The organism is Streptomyces sp. NPDC058279 (assembly GCF_042881255.1).
Taxonomy (GTDB): Bacteria; Actinomycetota; Actinomycetes; order Streptomycetales; family Streptomycetaceae; genus Streptomyces.
This window is the reverse complement of record NZ_JBHVYA010000010.1, coordinates 75,670-89,177: the sequence shown is the minus strand read 5'-3', so window position 1 is coordinate 89,177 and position 13,508 is coordinate 75,670. Positions and strand designations below refer to the sequence as shown.

Below are 13,508 nucleotides of genomic sequence, written 5' to 3'. Positions count from 1 at the left end.
GAGTCCCTCATGCACGACGACTACGCCTGCGGCGAAGGTCACTGCATCTGCTACTGCACCGCAGACTCCCACGCCTGCGGATGCGACTGCCCCCGCTGCCCGTACTGCCAGCAGCAGCCCGACGACTGCGACTGCGACGGACACGACCACTGACACGGCGAGGGCGGCCCCGTCTCGGCAAAGTCCGGGCCGCCCTCTTCCAGCTACCACTGGAGGAATCCAGCATGACCTATCAACCCGCATCCGCGCTGCTGACGGCCGCGCTCGATGCCGCCGCCCTCGGCTGGAGCGTGTTCCCGCTCCGGCCAGGGCAAAAGCGCCCCGCTCTCCACGGTGAGGAGCACTGCCCCGCCCTGGGTGACTGCGCCGGCGGCCACCGCAAATGGGAGGACCGGGCCACCAGCGACCCGGACCGAATCCGCCGCGCATGGGACCGGCTCCCCTTCAACGTCGGCATCGCAACCGGCCCGTCCAACCTCGTCGTCGTGGACCTGGACGTGCCGAAGAGCAACGGCCGTTCGGACGCGCCTGACGGCGCGGACAACTTCCTGGCGCTCTGCGAGCGCGCCGGGCAGCCCGTCCCGGCCACACTCTCGGTGCGGACTCCCACCGGCGGGTCCCACCTGTACTTCACCGCCCCGGCCGGGGTACGGCTGGGCAACACGGCGGGCCGTCTGGGCAGGCTGATCGACACCCGGGCGTGGGGCGGATACGTCGTCGCACCCGGCAGCGTCACACCTGCCGGGGTGTACGAGGTCACCCACCCGGCGGCCCCGGAGCCCTTCCCCACGTGGCTGTACGGGCTGCTGGCTCCGAAGCAGGCCCTGCGCAAGCTGACCGGGCGCCCCGCCACGCTCCGGACCGGCAAGTACGCGACCGCCGCCCTGAACGCCGAGACGGCATCGGTGGAGTCGGCCCAGGCCGGGGAGCGCAACGGGACGCTGCTGCGGGCCGCCCGCGCTCTGGGGCGGTTCATCGCTGCGGGCGACCTCCCCCGCGATGTGGTGGAGGAGGCTCTTCAATGGGCGGGGGAGTCGGCCGGCCTGCCGTCTTCCGAGTGCCGCAACACGATCCGCTCCGGTCTGAACTGGTCCATCGCCCGCAACGCGATGAGGCGGACGGCATGAACCAGCGTCCCCGCTCCTCCTTGAAGAGCCTCCCCGCACCTCCCACCGGCCTGGGCTCCGCCGAACCGGCCCCCGCCACAGGCGGCAGTGGTGCGCCGAAGGTCGTCGCCGAAGGCGTCCCTTCATCTCTTCGCCCTGATCCGCGCCCGGCGGACGGCCGGTACGTCGTCGCCGTCCTCCACATCTGCGCCCCGCGCGGTGCGGTGCCGACCGCTCACTCGAAGTGCGAGTGCGGCCATGACCGCAGTGCGGTCGGACACAACAACGTGCTCGCCCTCATCCAGCTCCACACCGACCACCGCACCGTGTGCCCGCTGGGCCGCGTCTCCGCCGACCGGAGGAAGGCCGCATGACCCTCGACACCCAGACCATGCCCGCGCCCATCCAGGCCGCCACCGACGGCTCCGTGCTGCTGGACGAGGTGGAGGCTTTCCACCGGCGCTTCAACGTCTTCCCCACCGAAGCCGCCTACGTCGCCGTCACGTTGTGGGACGCGCACGCACACCTGCTGGACTGCTTCGACTCCACCCCTCGCCTCGCCTTCCTCTCCCCAGAACCCGGATCGGGGAAATCCCGCGCGCTGGAGATCGTGGAAACGCTGGTCCCACAGCCGCTGGTGGCCGCGAACGCGTCCGCGCCGGTCCTGTTCCGGGCCGTCTCCACCCTGGAGACCCGGCCCACGATCCTCTTTGACGAGGTCGACACGATCTTCGGCCCGAAGGCGGGGGACAACGAACCGTTGCGCGGGTTTCTGAACGCCGGTCACCACCGGGGCGCCGGCATGTGGCGGTGCGTCGGAGACGGCACCAACCAGACCGTCCAGGAGTTCCCCAGCTTCTGCGTGGTGGTCATGGCCGGACTCGGCTCGCTGCCGGACACGATCCTGACCCGGTCGGTCATCATCCGGATGCGCCGCCGGGCCCGCAACGAACGCGTCCAGCCGTTCCGTCGGCGCCTGCACGCCCCCGAAGGCCACGCCCTACGTGACCGGCTCGCCGTCTGGGCCGACAGCGTCCGGCACCTGGTCGACGGAGTGTTCCCGGACATGCCGGAAGAGGTCACCGACCGGCCCGCGGACGTGTGGGAGCCCCTCATCGCCGTCGCAGACGCCGCCGGAGGCGACTGGCCGACGCGTGCCCGCTCCGCGTGCGCCGAGATCGTGGCCGCGTCGAAGCAGGACGACAAGGGCAGCATCGGCATCCGCCTACTCACCGACCTTCGAGACCACGTCTTCGAAGGCATCGAGCGACTGCCCACCGTCGCCGTACTGGACCGCCTCTACGCGCTGGAAGAGGCGCCCTGGGCGGACATGGGCGGCAAGCCGCTGACCTCCCGGGGCCTGGCGAAGATGCTCGGCGAGTACATGACCGGAGACAACAAGCCGATCGAGCCCCGCAACATCAAGACCGGCTCCACGGTCCTCAAGGGCTACTACGCGGCCGACCTCGCGGACGCGTGGGCGAGGTACTGCCCTCCCCCCACCCCCTGAGAATCCGCTACTGCCGCTACCTCCGCTACCCCGCAGGTCACACCCCCTGCGCCGGTAGCGGATAGCCCGAAAACATCCGCTACCCCAACAGTCACACCCGCTACCGGCCCGGCCCCCAACGGCCGGGCCGGTCGCGCATCTATCCGCTACCGCTACCCAATCCGCTACCACGATCAAGCCCCTGACCAGGGCGGTAGCGGAGGTAGCGGCAGTAGCGGATTTCTACAGACGGGGCGCAGCCCCGACATCCAATCGCCGTGGAGGCACTTCGATGACCACCGCTGCCATGCCCGTCGCCCCCGTCCTCTGCACGGTCGAGTTGGCGGCCGAGTTGCTGTCACTCGGCCGCTCCACCATCTACGAGCTGATGGCCGCCGGCGAGTTGCCCTTCGTCAAGGTCGGTCGGGCGCGCCGAATCCGCCGGACCGACATCGACGCGTTCGCCGCCCAGCTCCAGCCCCAGTCCGTCTGATCTCAGCCCAGCCCAGGCGGCCCCGGGAAGTCCCCGGGGCCGCCTTTCGCATGGAGGAGTACATGAGTCCCCGTAAGCCGAACATGGAGTCGTCCATCTACCTGGGCAGTGACGGGTGGTGGCACGGCCGCGTCACGATGGGCGTGAAGCCCGACGGCGGCCCGGACCGCCGGCACCGCCGGGGCAAAACCGAGGCGGAAGTCGCCAAGAAGGTCCGCGAACTGGAGAAGCTGCGCGACGAGGGCCGGGCCACGAAGGCGGGGCGAAAGCCGACCGTGGCGGAGTGGATGGACACGTACCTGTCGACCATCGCGAGTCTCAAGCTCAAGCCGCGGTCGCTGGACGACTACTGGTCCAAGACCCGCAACGACATCATCCCGGGCATCGGCAGGCACCGTCTCGACAAGCTCGCCCCGGAGCACCTGGAGGTGATGTACGCGGCGATGCTGGACGAAGGGCACGCCGCGTCCCACGTGCTCAAGGTGCACCGAATCCTCTCCCGGGCCCTGAAAATCGCCCACCGCCGCAGGATCATCAACGAGAACGTGGCCACCCTGGTGGACCCGCCGTCCGTGGACGAGACGGAGGCGAACCCGTTCTCGCGGGAAGAGTCGAAGGCCTTCCTCGCCGCGGCGGCCAAGCGGCCCACGTTCATGCGGTGGGCGATCGGCGTCGGCATGGGCTTCCGGCAGGGTGAGGCGCTGGGCCTGCGGTGGGCGTACGTCGACCTGGAGCACGGACTGTTCCACCCGGCCTGGCAGCTACAGCGCCTGACGTGGAAGCACGGTTGCAAGGAACCGCACGCCTGCGGGGCCCGGCTCCACCGGTTCCAGCCGTGCCCGGCCGACTGCTCGGTGCACAAGGGCTACAAACGCGGGTGTCCCCCGCCTTGCCCGAAAACCTGCCGGCGGCACGCCAGCACCTGCCCCGAGCGAAAGGGCGGGGGCCTGGCCTTCACCAGGCCCAAGACGAAGAAGAGCCAGAACCCCGTCCCCATCCCGCCCCCCTTCCTGCCGTACCTCGCCGAGCACAAGGCGAGGCAGGACGAGCAGCGCCAGGCGGCCGGCGACCTCTGGGAGGAGTGCGGCGCCGTCTTCACCCGGCCCGACGGCAGGCCGCTGGACCCGCGGGGCGACTGGGAGGAGTTCAAGGAGCTGCTCTCCGAGGCGGGGATCAGCGACCGCCGCCAGCACGACGGCAGTCGTCACACGGCAGGCACGATCCTGAACGAGCTGGGGGTGGACATGCCCACCATCATGGAGATCCTCCGGCACACCCAGATCAGCCAGACCCGCCGTTACGTCAAGGGCCGCTCCGAGCTGTCCCGCGAGGCGATGCGCCGGATGGGAGAGGCCTTCATGCCGGCGCCCGCGACCCGCTCCGCGCCCGCCCCGGGACCTGGCCCCGGACCCGTGTCTGAGACCAGAACTGAGACAGAGAGCACCCGTGCGGCCCGCGCCCGTCGCCGCCGCAAGATTCGGTGAAACACGAAAGCCCAGCTCAGACGAGGTCTGAGCTGGGCTTTCCCCAGAGCCCCCTGTCGGATTCGAACCGACGACCTACGCATTACAAGTGCGTTGCTCTGGCCGGACTGAGCTAAGGAGGCGACTGACCCTGCGCGACGCGCAGAATCGCCTTCACTTTACACAGCCCGCCAACCCGCCAGCCAAGAACTTTCCCACGTCATGTCCCGGGGGTGCTGACAGGAGGCGGGCGGGCGGGTAGCGTCGGGCGGAGTCCGGTTACTGGACTAGACCTTCCACTCGGATCGTCCGGCACGTTCCTGCCGGTAGAAGGGATTCACCACCATGGCTTCTGTCACCTTCGACAAGGCGACCCGGCTCTACCCCGGCGGCGACAAGCCCGCCGTCGACCAGCTTGAGCTGGAGATCGAGGACGGGGAGTTCCTCGTCCTCGTCGGCCCCTCCGGCTGCGGCAAGTCCACCTCGCTGCGCATGCTCGCCGGCCTGGAGGACGTCAACGGCGGCGCCATCCGCATCGGTGAGCGCGACGTGACGCACCTGCCGCCCAAGGACCGGGACATCGCGATGGTGTTCCAGAACTACGCGCTCTACCCCCACATGTCCGTCGCCGACAACATGGGCTTCGCCCTGAAGATCGCCGGCGAGGACAAGGCGACCATCCGTCGCAAGGTGGAGGAGGCGGCGAAGATGCTCGACCTCACCCAGTACCTCGACCGCAAGCCGAAGGCGCTCTCCGGCGGCCAGCGACAGCGCGTCGCGATGGGCCGCGCCATCGTGCGCAAGCCGCAGGTGTTCCTCATGGACGAGCCGCTGTCGAACCTCGACGCCAAGCTCCGCGTGTCGACCCGTACGCAGATCGCCGCGCTCCAGCGCGACCTCGGCATCACCACCGTCTACGTCACCCACGACCAGGTCGAGGCCATGACGATGGGCGACCGGGTCGCGGTCCTCAAGGACGGTCTGCTCCAGCAGGTCGACACCCCGCGCAACATGTACGACCGGCCGGCGAACCTGTTCGTCGCCGGGTTCATCGGCTCGCCCGCCATGAACCTCGTCGAGGTGCCGATCACCGACGGCGGCGTGAAGTTCGGCGAGAGCGTCGTCCCGGTCTCCCGCGAGGCGCTGACGGCCGCCGCCGACGCGGGCGACCGCACGGTGACGGTCGGCGTGCGTCCCGAGCACTTCGACATCGCCGAGGCGGGCGGCCTGACGATCACCGTGAACGTGGTCGAGGAGCTGGGCGCCGACGGCTACGTCTACGGTTCCGTCGCCGACGCCACCGCCGGCCGGCAGGACCTCGTGGTCCGCGTCAACGGCCGCCACGTGCCGGAGAAGGGCTCGACCCTGCACGTCGTGCCGCGCCCCGACGAGATCCACGTGTTCTCCACGTCCTCGGGCGCCCGCCTCTCCGACTGACGGCACCGACCGACGGCACCGACCGACGGTCCGAGCACCGCCGGTGAAGGGGCGTCCCGCCAAGGGGCGCCCCTGCGCCGCGAGTTGCGGCAGGCCGTAACCTGAATCCCGGGCAGATCGGGCCATTCGGCTCTACCCGTCAACCTCGGAATCGAAAAGCCACGTCGAACCGTCCCCCGACCGGGTGACCGAATGTCGTCACACCTTCACCGAGCGCTACGCTCGCCTTCGTGACCCACACTGCCCGCCGTATCGGCCGATCCCTCGCCCTGGTCCTGCCCGTCGTCCTGGTCCTGTCCGGGACGCTGGCGGTCACCATGGTCCCCTGGGCGGACAACTCCTCCTCCCAGATCCTGACCGCCTCCGCCGAAGGCGTGTCCGTTCCCGCCAAGCCGCGCGCCGCGCAGGATCTGCTGCGCGACAAGCTCCTCACCGAGCTGCGCCAGGGCGAGGAGCCGGGCGACGTCCTCACGCACCTCCAGCAGGAGGTCGACCGGCGGCCCTCGCTCGCCGAGCACTGCGTGGGCATCGCGCGGGCACTGGGCCGGGCCGCCGTCGAGGCGTACGGGCCGACGAAGGCGCAGTCCTTCGCCCGCCCGGTCTGCGACACCTCGTACGCGTCCGGCGTCGCCTCCATGGGCTGACGGTCCTTCCAGCCGGTTGACGGCCGCCGAGTCGGCCGTCGCCGCAGCGGCGTCCTGCCTACGCTGGCGGGCATGACCGACGCATCCCCCGTACCGCCCCAACCCACGCACGACGCGGCCGCGTTCCCGACCGCCCCCACCCAGGCCGTGGTCCTGGCGGGCGGCCAGGGCACGCGGCTTCGGCCGTACACGGACGACCGGCCGAAGCCGATGGTCGAGATCCCGGGGACGGGCATGCCGATCATCGGGCACCAGCTCGCCTGGCTGGCGGCGGAGGGGGTGACCGATGCCGTCGTCTCCTGCGGGCACCTCGCCGGTGTGCTCCAGGACTGGCTTGGTCGCACCCCACTCCCGCTGCGCGTGACGACCGTGGTGGAGGAGGAGCCGCTGGGCCGCGGCGGCGGCCTCAAGTACGCGGCGCGCCGGCTCCCGCACCCGGACCAGCCCTGGTACGCGACCAACGGGGACGTGTGGACCCGGTTCTCGCTGCGCGAGATGGCGGCGTTCCACCGGGAGCGGGACGCGGTCGCGACCCTGGCGCTGGCCCGGCCGCGCATCCCGTGGGGGGTCGTGGAGACCAACGAGTTCGGGCAGGTGCTGGACTTCATCGAGGCCCCGCAGTCACCGTATCCCGTCAACGCCGGCGTGTACGTCTTCAGCCCGCAATTCACGCCGCTGCTGCCCGATTTGGGCGATCACGAACGCACCACCTTCCCCCGACTGGCCCGCGAGCGCCGGCTCGCGGGCTTCCCGCTGCCCCAGGGGGCCTACTGGCGGGCGATCGACACGGCGAAGGACCTGACCGAAGCCGCGCGCGAGTTGGCCGCGTACGGCGGCTCCTGAGCGGTCGCAACGAAGTGGGGGCGGTCGTACGAAGGCGCTCCCCCGGCGCCGCCGAGCAGGCCCGCATGACGAAGGGCCCGGCGCGCTCCTCGCGCGCCGGGCCCCGGGCCGGGTAGGACGGTCCCGGAAGGACTGTCAGCCGAGCAGACCCCCGACCAGGCCGGGCTTCTTGCCGGTGCTCCCGCCGCTGCTGCTGCCACCGCTGCTGCCGCCGTTGCCCGAGGACGACGTCGGCGGCTGCTGGGGGCCGGACTGGCGCGGAGTGCTGCGCGGGGTGCTCTGACTGCCGGCGCCGCTCCGGCTCACGGACGGCGACTGCGCGCCCGTCCCGGCGCTCTGCGAGGGCGCCGAACCCGCCCCGGCGTGACCGGGCTTGGCGGCCGGCGTGGAGGCGCTCGCCGAGGGCGTGGCCGGCTTCGACGGCTGCTGCGAGGGCTGCCGCTGCTGCTTGGCCGGGGCCTGCGCCGGCAGCGGGGTACCGGGCAGGTAGTTGCTCGGGGCCCGGCCGGGTCCCGGGACGGTGACCACGGCGGTGGACCGGACGGCCCCGCCGAGGACGGAGCCGACGATCAGGGCGAGCCCGCAGATCACACCGCCCATGAGGGCCCCGCGGCGCAGGACGCGCCGGCGCAGTTCCCAGACCTCGGACCGCGGGCCGAGCGTGCGCCAGGCTTCGCTCGCGAGGCGTCCGTCGAGCGAGTAGACGGGGGCGCCCGCGATGATCAGGGGGCTCCAGGCGGCGAGGTAGATGATGTCGGGCGCGTCGTAGGCCGGGACGGTCTTCCAGCTGACCGTCATCAGCAGGGCGGCGGACAGCAGCGCGCCGAAGCAGGCGGCGAACCGCTGCCAGAGCCCGAAGACGGTGAGCACGCCGACGATGACCTGGAGGAACGCCACGGTGAGCCCGGCGCCGACGGGGTGCGCGAGCGCGAAGTCGCGCAGCGGCTCGGCCAGGGCCCAGGGGTGCAGGGTGTGCAGCCAGGTGACCATGGAGCCGCGTTCGCCGCCGTCGAAGTAGACGGGGTCGCACAGCTTGCCCATGCCGGCGTAGATGGAGATGAAGCCGAGGAAGACGCGCAACGGGAGCAGCACGACACCGAGGTTCATCCGGCGGCCGGGGTAGTACGAGGCTTGCGCGCGGGCGTCGGCGGCGGGCCGCCGGGACTGGTCGGCGGATGCGCCGTCCTCGTCGTACGCGTACGCGTCGTCGGGTCCGCCGCCGTGACCCGGGCCGTAGCCATCGTCGTAGCGGTCGTGGTAGCCGTCGGGCGGGCCGTAGTCGTGGGAGCGCCGCGCGGGCTGCGGGACCGCGCCGAGGGGGCGGGTCTCGTCCGGGTCGCCGTAGCTGCGCTGACCGATGACGGTCGGCGTGGCGAAGGTGTCGTCGGCGAGGTCGTGCGCGAGGTCGACGCGCGGAATGGTCTGGGTGGCCCCCCCGTCGAACCGGTCGTGGCCGCGGCCCGCCTCCCGGGCGGCCTGGAGCAGTCCGCCCATCGCGGCGGTGTCGCCGGTGTCGGCCTTGCCGCTCCAGACGATGGGCGCCCGGCGGCGGGTCGCCCCGGCGGCCGCGACGGCGGCACCGCCGAGGACGGCCCCCCGGGCCGGGCCGTTGCCGGGCATCGAGGGCTTGGAACGCGCGCTCGGGCTCGGTGCGAGCCGCACGCGGAAGCTTGCGTGGTTGACGATGACCTGTGCGGGATCGCACGGCACCTTGACCATGCTCAGCGCGGGCTGGTCGTCGAACCCTGACGTTCTGGTGTCCACACTCATCTAACCGAGTGACGAGTGATAAGGACACTGCCTTGACAGCAGGGATGTGTCCGAGACCCGTCAAGATCAAGTCACCCCGCCCGAAAGGGGCGGGGTGACACGCTCACGGGTCACGTTCCCTGAGCCAACCGGATCAAGGGACGCGGGGCTGTCAGGTGCGCGGGGCCTCCGCGCGGCGGCGGGCGGCCTCGTAGAGCACGACGCCCGCGGCGACACCGGCGTTCAGCGACTCGGCACCGCCCGGCATGGGGATGCGGACGAGGTAGTCGCAGTTCTCGCCGACCAGGCGGCCGAGGCCCTTGCCCTCCGAGCCGACGACGATGACGACCGGACCGGCGAGCGCCGCCAGGTCGTTGACCGTGTGCTCGCCTTCGGCGGCGAGGCCGACGATGGCGATGCCGGCCTTCTTGTACTCCTGGAGGGCGCGGGTCAGGTTGGTGACGCGGGAGACCGGGGTGCGGGCGGCGGTGCCGGCGGAGGTCTTCCAGGCGCCCGCGGTCATACCGGCCGCGCGGCGCTCGGGGATGACCACGCCGTGGCCGCCGAAGGCGGAGACGGAGCGGACGATCGCGCCGAGGTTGCGCGGGTCGGTGACGCCGTCGAGTGCGACGATCAGCGGGTCCTCGCCGTTGTCGTAGGCGGCGGTGGTGAGGTCCTCGGGGTGCGCGTACTCGTACGGCGGGACCTGGAGGACCAGGCCCTGGTGGTTGAGCCCGTTGGTCATGCGGTCGAGCTCGGGGCGCGGCGCTTCCATCAGGTTGATGTTGCCGCGCTCGGCGGCGAGCTGGAGGGCGTCGCGCACGCGCTCGTCGTTCTCGATGAACTGCTGCACGTAGAGGGTGGTGGCGGGCACGCCGTCGCGCAGCGCCTCGAAGACCGGGTTGCGGCCGACGACCATCTCGCTGGTGCCCTTGGGCCCGCCTCGGCGGGGGGCCGGGCGGCGCTTGGCGGCCTGCTTGGCCATGGCGTTGCTGATGCGGTGCGCCTTGTGCTTCTTGCGGTCCTCGGCCTTGGGCGTCGGGCCCCTGCCTTCCAGGCCCTTGCGCCGCTGGCCACCGCTGCCGACCGTAGCGCCCTTCTTGTTGGACGTGCGGCGGTTCCTGCGCTGGCTGTTCCCGGCCATGACCTCTACCTGTTTTCGTTGATGCTGCGATGTGTACGTATGAAGAGTGTGCCGCCCGGGACGCCGGGCGGCACAGCGGGACTGCTCCGGTGGGCTCAGCGGGGGCCGAGCGTCCAGCGGGGTCCCGTGGGGCTGTCCTCGATGACCAGGCCGGACTGCTGGAGCTGGTCGCGGATCGCGTCCGCGGTGGCCCAGTCCTTGCGGGCCCGGGCCGACTCGCGCTGCTCCAGGACCAGGCGCACCAGGGTGTCGACGGCGCCGTGCAGGTCCTCGCCGCGGTCGGTCTCGTCGGCCCAGAACGGGTCGAGCGGGTCCAGGCCGAGGACGCCCAGCATGGCCCGCACCTCGGACAGGCGCGCGATGGCCGCGTCCTTGTCGTCGGCGGCGAGGGCGCTGTTGCCCTGCCGGACCGCGGTGTGCACGATCGCGAGGGCCTGCGGCACGCCGAGGTCGTCGTCCATGACCTCGGCGAAGGCGGGCGGCACTTCGGCGGCCGGTTCGACGGGACCGCCGGCCTTCTCGATGACGCGCTGGTAGAAGCCCTCGATGCGGGCGAAGGCCGACTCGGCCTCGCGCAGCGACTCCTCGCTGTACTCGATCATCGAGCGGTAGTGCGGGGTACCGAGGTAGTAGCGCAGGACGATCGGACGCCACTGCTTGACCATCTCGGAGACGAGCACCGAGTTCCCGAGGGACTTGGACATCTTCTCGCCGGTCATGGTGACCCAGGCGTTGTGGACCCAGTAGTTGGCGAAGGTGTCGCCGAACGCCTGGGCCTGGGCGATCTCGTTCTCGTGGTGCGGGAAGATCAGGTCCAGCCCGCCGCCGTGGATGTCGAACGCCTCGCCGAGGTACTTGTGCGCCATGGCGGAGCACTCCAGGTGCCAGCCGGGGCGGCCGCGGCCCCACGGGGTCTCCCAGTCGGGCTCGCCCGGCTTGGACGCCTTCCACATGGCGAAGTCGCGCGGGTCGCGCTTGCCGGTGATGCCTTCCTCGGCGGGCTGGCGCAGGTCGTCGATGTTCTGGTTGGACAGGGACAGGTAGGCCGGGAAGGAGCGGACGTCGAAGTAGACGCTGCCGTCGGCCTCGTACGCGTGACCGCGCTCGATCAGGCCGCGCATCATCTCGATCATCTCCGGCACGTGGCCGGTCGCGCGGGGCTCGTAGGTGGGAGGGAGGCAGCCCAGGGCGTGGTAGCCGTCGTTGAAGGCGCGCTCGTTCTCGTAGCCGATGGACCACCAGGGGCGGCCCTGCTCGACCGACTTGGCGATGATCTTGTCGTCGATGTCCGTCACGTTGCGGATGAAGGTGACGTCGTAGCCGCGGTAGGCGAACCAGCGGCGCATGATGTCGAAGTTCAGGTACGAGCGGACGTGCCCGATGTGCGGGGCGGCCTGCACCGTGGCGCCGCAGAGGTAGATCGAGACACAGCCCGGGGTGACCGGGGTGAAGTCGCGGATCTGCCGGGCGCTGGTGTCGTACAGGCGAATAGTCACGGCATCCAGGGTAGTGCGCCCGTAGCAGTGCCCCGCGACCCTTTGCGGACGCGGGGCCCCCTTTGTTGCCGAAGCGGTGTCGCCGCGGGCGTCACCGGGTCCGGTTCGTCCGGTAGACGAGGGCGGTGGCGATGGCGGCGAGCCCTTCGGCCCGGCCGGTGAGACCGAGCCCGTCGGTGGTGGTGCCCGAGACCGATACCGGGGCGCCGGCGGCTGCGCCGAGCACCTTCTGTGCCTCTTCTCGCCGCTTGCCGATCTTGGGGCGTACGCCGATCACCTGGATCGCGACGTTCCCGATCTCGAAGCCCTCGGCCCGGACGATACGGGCGGCCTCCGCGAGGAGCGTGACGCCGGCGGCGCCGGACCACTCGGGGCGGGAGGTGCCGAAGTGCGCGCCGAGGTCGCCGACACCGGCGGCGGAGAAGAGGGCGTCGCAGGCGGCGTGCGCGGCGACGTCGCCGTCGGAGTGTCCGGCGAGGCCGTCCTCGCCCTCCCACAGCAGGCCGGCGCACCACAGTTCGCGGCCGGCCTCGAAGGCGTGCACGTCGGTGCCGATGCCGACGAGCGGGATCAGCGGGGCGGCGGGCAGCGCGTCGGCGGGGGTGCCGGCACCGGCGCCGGCATCGGCACCCGCGCTCGGGTCCTGACCGGCCGGACCTGCGGGACTAGTACGCATCGGTGGCCCTCCTGCGGGCGAGTACGGCCTCGGCGAGGACCAGGTCGAGCGGGCGGGTGACCTTGAACGCCTCTTCGTGGCCGGGAACCGCCACGACGGTGACGCCGAGGCGCTCCACCATTCCCGCGTCGTCCGTGGCGCCCTCGCCGCTGACGGCGAACGTCTCGTGCGCGCGGCGCAGCGTGGCCAGGTCGAAGCCCTGCGGGGTCTGGACGGCGCGCAGCCGCGCGCGTTCCGGGGTGGCGACGACGGGCTCCGGCTCGCCGGGCTTGCCGGGCTCGACCTCCTTGACGGTGTCGGCCAGCGGCAGGGCGGGCACCACGGCGGGGGCGCCGTCGCGGACGGCCTCCACGACGGCGTCGACGGTCTCCACGGGGACCAGCGGGCGGGCCGCGTCGTGGATGAGTACGGAGGTGACGTCCGCCGGGAGGGCCTCCAGGCCGGCGCGGACCGACCCCTGGCGGGTCTCGCGTCCGCGTACGACGAGGATCTCGGTCCGCTCCGGCAGCGGGTGCTCGTCCAGCAGGCGGCGCACTTCGGCCGTGCCGTCGGACGGGGCGACGACCACGACCAGGGACACCGCGCGGGAGCGGGCCATGGCGCGGACGGCGTGGATCAGCATCGGGGTTCCGCCGAGGGTCCGCAGGGCCTTGGGGGCGCCGGGGCCGAGGCGTACGCCCCGCCCGGCGGCCGGGATGACGGCGGCGGTGCGGTGGGGGCGCGATTCGTCAGACATCAGTAGCTCCGAGCCAGGTTTGTGACTTCGGCCGACATGGGTATGGCGTTGGAGGTGACTCCGGGTGCGACGCCCTCGCCCCTTCCGTGACGACCGGTCGAGTCGGCTGCCCGGACCCGAGGCTCGTGAGAAGGCGCGCGAAAAGGCGTGGGAACAGACATGCCGCAGCGCCCGGCGACAAGTTTCCTTGTCATCGGGCACCGCGGCACAACTGTCTGCGACGGGCCTGTAC

The 13,508-nt window shown here is 71.7% G+C and carries 14 protein-coding genes and 1 tRNA gene; 9 read left to right on the top strand and 6 right to left on the bottom strand.

The genetic code is table 11. From position 1 onward, the window contains the following. The first annotated feature begins 9 nt into the window (after positions 1-9). From ACFVXJ_RS20350 to ACFVXJ_RS20325, 6 genes are all read left to right on the top strand, one after another. A complete protein-coding gene (locus tag ACFVXJ_RS20350; protein WP_389663404.1) occupies positions 10-153 on the top strand; it encodes a hypothetical protein in 144 nt (47 codons plus the stop codon). Between the two features lie 71 nt (positions 154-224). Further along, the gene (locus ACFVXJ_RS20345; protein ID WP_389663403.1) at positions 225-1,127 is read left to right on the top strand and encodes a bifunctional DNA primase/polymerase; all 903 of its coding nucleotides are present in this window, start codon (positions 225-227) and stop codon (positions 1,125-1,127) included. Continuing rightward, the gene (locus ACFVXJ_RS20340; RefSeq protein ID WP_389663401.1) at positions 1,124-1,480 is read left to right on the top strand and encodes a hypothetical protein; all 357 of its coding nucleotides are present in this window, start codon (positions 1,124-1,126) and stop codon (positions 1,478-1,480) included. The genes ACFVXJ_RS20345 and ACFVXJ_RS20340 overlap by 4 nt, the downstream gene beginning before the upstream one ends. Further along, complete coding sequence (locus ACFVXJ_RS20335) at positions 1,477-2,616, top strand: DUF3631 domain-containing protein (protein WP_389663399.1); 1,140 nt, start codon at positions 1,477-1,479, stop codon at positions 2,614-2,616. The genes ACFVXJ_RS20340 and ACFVXJ_RS20335 overlap by 4 nt, the downstream gene beginning before the upstream one ends. Before the next feature lie 271 nt (positions 2,617-2,887). Continuing rightward, positions 2,888-3,088: a helix-turn-helix domain-containing protein gene (locus tag ACFVXJ_RS20330; RefSeq protein WP_361314538.1), complete on the top strand. Its 201-nt coding sequence runs from the start codon at positions 2,888-2,890 to the stop codon at positions 3,086-3,088. 62 nt (positions 3,089-3,150) lie between these two features. Further along, positions 3,151-4,572 carry a tyrosine-type recombinase/integrase gene (locus tag ACFVXJ_RS20325; protein WP_389663397.1) on the top strand — a complete coding sequence of 474 codons (1,422 nt, stop codon included), beginning with the start codon at positions 3,151-3,153 and terminating at the stop codon, positions 4,570-4,572. Positions 4,573-4,619: 47 nt separating this feature from the next. Here ACFVXJ_RS20325 and ACFVXJ_RS20320 read toward each other — a convergent pair. Then, positions 4,620-4,694: transfer RNA gene (locus ACFVXJ_RS20320), tRNA-Thr, on the bottom strand. Positions 4,695-4,896: 202 nt separating this feature from the next. Here ACFVXJ_RS20320 and ACFVXJ_RS20315 point away from each other — a divergent pair. The 3 genes from ACFVXJ_RS20315 to ACFVXJ_RS20305 all read left to right on the top strand — a co-directional run bounded on the left by ACFVXJ_RS20315 (position 4,897) and on the right by ACFVXJ_RS20305 (position 7,475). After that, entirely contained in the window at positions 4,897-5,988 is a 1,092-nt protein-coding gene (locus tag ACFVXJ_RS20315) for an ABC transporter ATP-binding protein (protein WP_389663395.1), read from the top strand. Between the two features lie 230 nt (positions 5,989-6,218). Continuing rightward, positions 6,219-6,632 (top strand): hypothetical protein, encoded by a 414-nt coding sequence (locus ACFVXJ_RS20310; protein WP_136213738.1) that lies wholly within the window; start codon positions 6,219-6,221, stop codon positions 6,630-6,632. 72 nt (positions 6,633-6,704) lie between these two features. Beyond that, the gene (locus ACFVXJ_RS20305; RefSeq protein WP_389663392.1) at positions 6,705-7,475 is read left to right on the top strand and encodes an NDP-sugar synthase; all 771 of its coding nucleotides are present in this window, start codon (positions 6,705-6,707) and stop codon (positions 7,473-7,475) included. Positions 7,476-7,610: 135 nt separating this feature from the next. Here the strand turns inward: ACFVXJ_RS20305 and ACFVXJ_RS20300 are convergent, their stop codons facing one another. The 5 genes from ACFVXJ_RS20300 to ispD all read right to left on the bottom strand — a co-directional run bounded on the left by ACFVXJ_RS20300 (position 7,611) and on the right by ispD (position 13,276). Further along, the gene (locus ACFVXJ_RS20300) at positions 7,611-9,245 is read right to left on the bottom strand and encodes a DoxX family membrane protein (protein WP_389663390.1); all 1,635 of its coding nucleotides are present in this window, start codon (positions 9,243-9,245) and stop codon (positions 7,611-7,613) included. A 151-nt stretch (positions 9,246-9,396) separates the two neighbouring features. Beyond that, complete coding sequence (rlmB, locus tag ACFVXJ_RS20295) at positions 9,397-10,368, bottom strand: 23S rRNA (guanosine(2251)-2'-O)-methyltransferase RlmB (protein ID WP_389663388.1); 972 nt, start codon at positions 10,366-10,368, stop codon at positions 9,397-9,399. Positions 10,369-10,463: 95 nt separating this feature from the next. Further along, on the bottom strand, positions 10,464-11,864 hold the full coding sequence (gene cysS / locus ACFVXJ_RS20290; RefSeq protein ID WP_389663386.1) for a cysteine--tRNA ligase: 1,401 nt from the start codon (positions 11,862-11,864) through the stop codon (positions 10,464-10,466). A gap of 91 nt (positions 11,865-11,955) precedes the next feature. Next, positions 11,956-12,540 carry a 2-C-methyl-D-erythritol 2,4-cyclodiphosphate synthase gene (gene ispF / locus ACFVXJ_RS20285; protein WP_389663384.1) on the bottom strand — a complete coding sequence of 195 codons (585 nt, stop codon included), beginning with the start codon at positions 12,538-12,540 and terminating at the stop codon, positions 11,956-11,958. Continuing rightward, positions 12,530-13,276, bottom strand: coding sequence for a 2-C-methyl-D-erythritol 4-phosphate cytidylyltransferase (ispD, locus tag ACFVXJ_RS20280; RefSeq protein ID WP_389663382.1), 747 nt, complete (start codon positions 13,274-13,276; stop codon positions 12,530-12,532). The genes ispF and ispD overlap by 11 nt, the downstream gene beginning before the upstream one ends. Positions 13,277-13,508: the final 232 nt, after the last annotated feature.

Excerpts from the sequence above, each read along its gene's own strand:
- ACFVXJ_RS20305 (WP_389663392.1), top strand. The coding sequence starts at position 6,705 with ATGACCGACGCATCCCCCGTACCGCCCCAACCCACGCACGACGCGGCC.
- ACFVXJ_RS20350 (WP_389663404.1), top strand. The coding sequence starts at position 10 with ATGCACGACGACTACGCCTGCGGCGAAGGTCACTGCATCTGCTACTGC.
- ispF (WP_389663384.1), bottom strand. The coding sequence starts at position 12,540 with ATGCGTACTAGTCCCGCAGGTCCGGCCGGTCAGGACCCGAGCGCGGGT.
- ACFVXJ_RS20335 (WP_389663399.1), top strand. The coding sequence starts at position 1,477 with ATGACCCTCGACACCCAGACCATGCCCGCGCCCATCCAGGCCGCCACC.
- ACFVXJ_RS20325 (WP_389663397.1), top strand. The coding sequence starts at position 3,151 with ATGAGTCCCCGTAAGCCGAACATGGAGTCGTCCATCTACCTGGGCAGT.
- ACFVXJ_RS20300 (WP_389663390.1), bottom strand. The coding sequence starts at position 9,245 with ATGAGTGTGGACACCAGAACGTCAGGGTTCGACGACCAGCCCGCGCTG.
- ACFVXJ_RS20330 (WP_361314538.1), top strand. The coding sequence starts at position 2,888 with ATGACCACCGCTGCCATGCCCGTCGCCCCCGTCCTCTGCACGGTCGAG.
- ispD (WP_389663382.1), bottom strand. The coding sequence starts at position 13,276 with ATGTCTGACGAATCGCGCCCCCACCGCACCGCCGCCGTCATCCCGGCC.
- ACFVXJ_RS20340 (WP_389663401.1), top strand. The coding sequence starts at position 1,124 with ATGAACCAGCGTCCCCGCTCCTCCTTGAAGAGCCTCCCCGCACCTCCC.
- ACFVXJ_RS20345 (WP_389663403.1), top strand. The coding sequence starts at position 225 with ATGACCTATCAACCCGCATCCGCGCTGCTGACGGCCGCGCTCGATGCC.
- ACFVXJ_RS20315 (WP_389663395.1), top strand. The coding sequence starts at position 4,897 with ATGGCTTCTGTCACCTTCGACAAGGCGACCCGGCTCTACCCCGGCGGC.
- rlmB (WP_389663388.1), bottom strand. The coding sequence starts at position 10,368 with ATGGCCGGGAACAGCCAGCGCAGGAACCGCCGCACGTCCAACAAGAAG.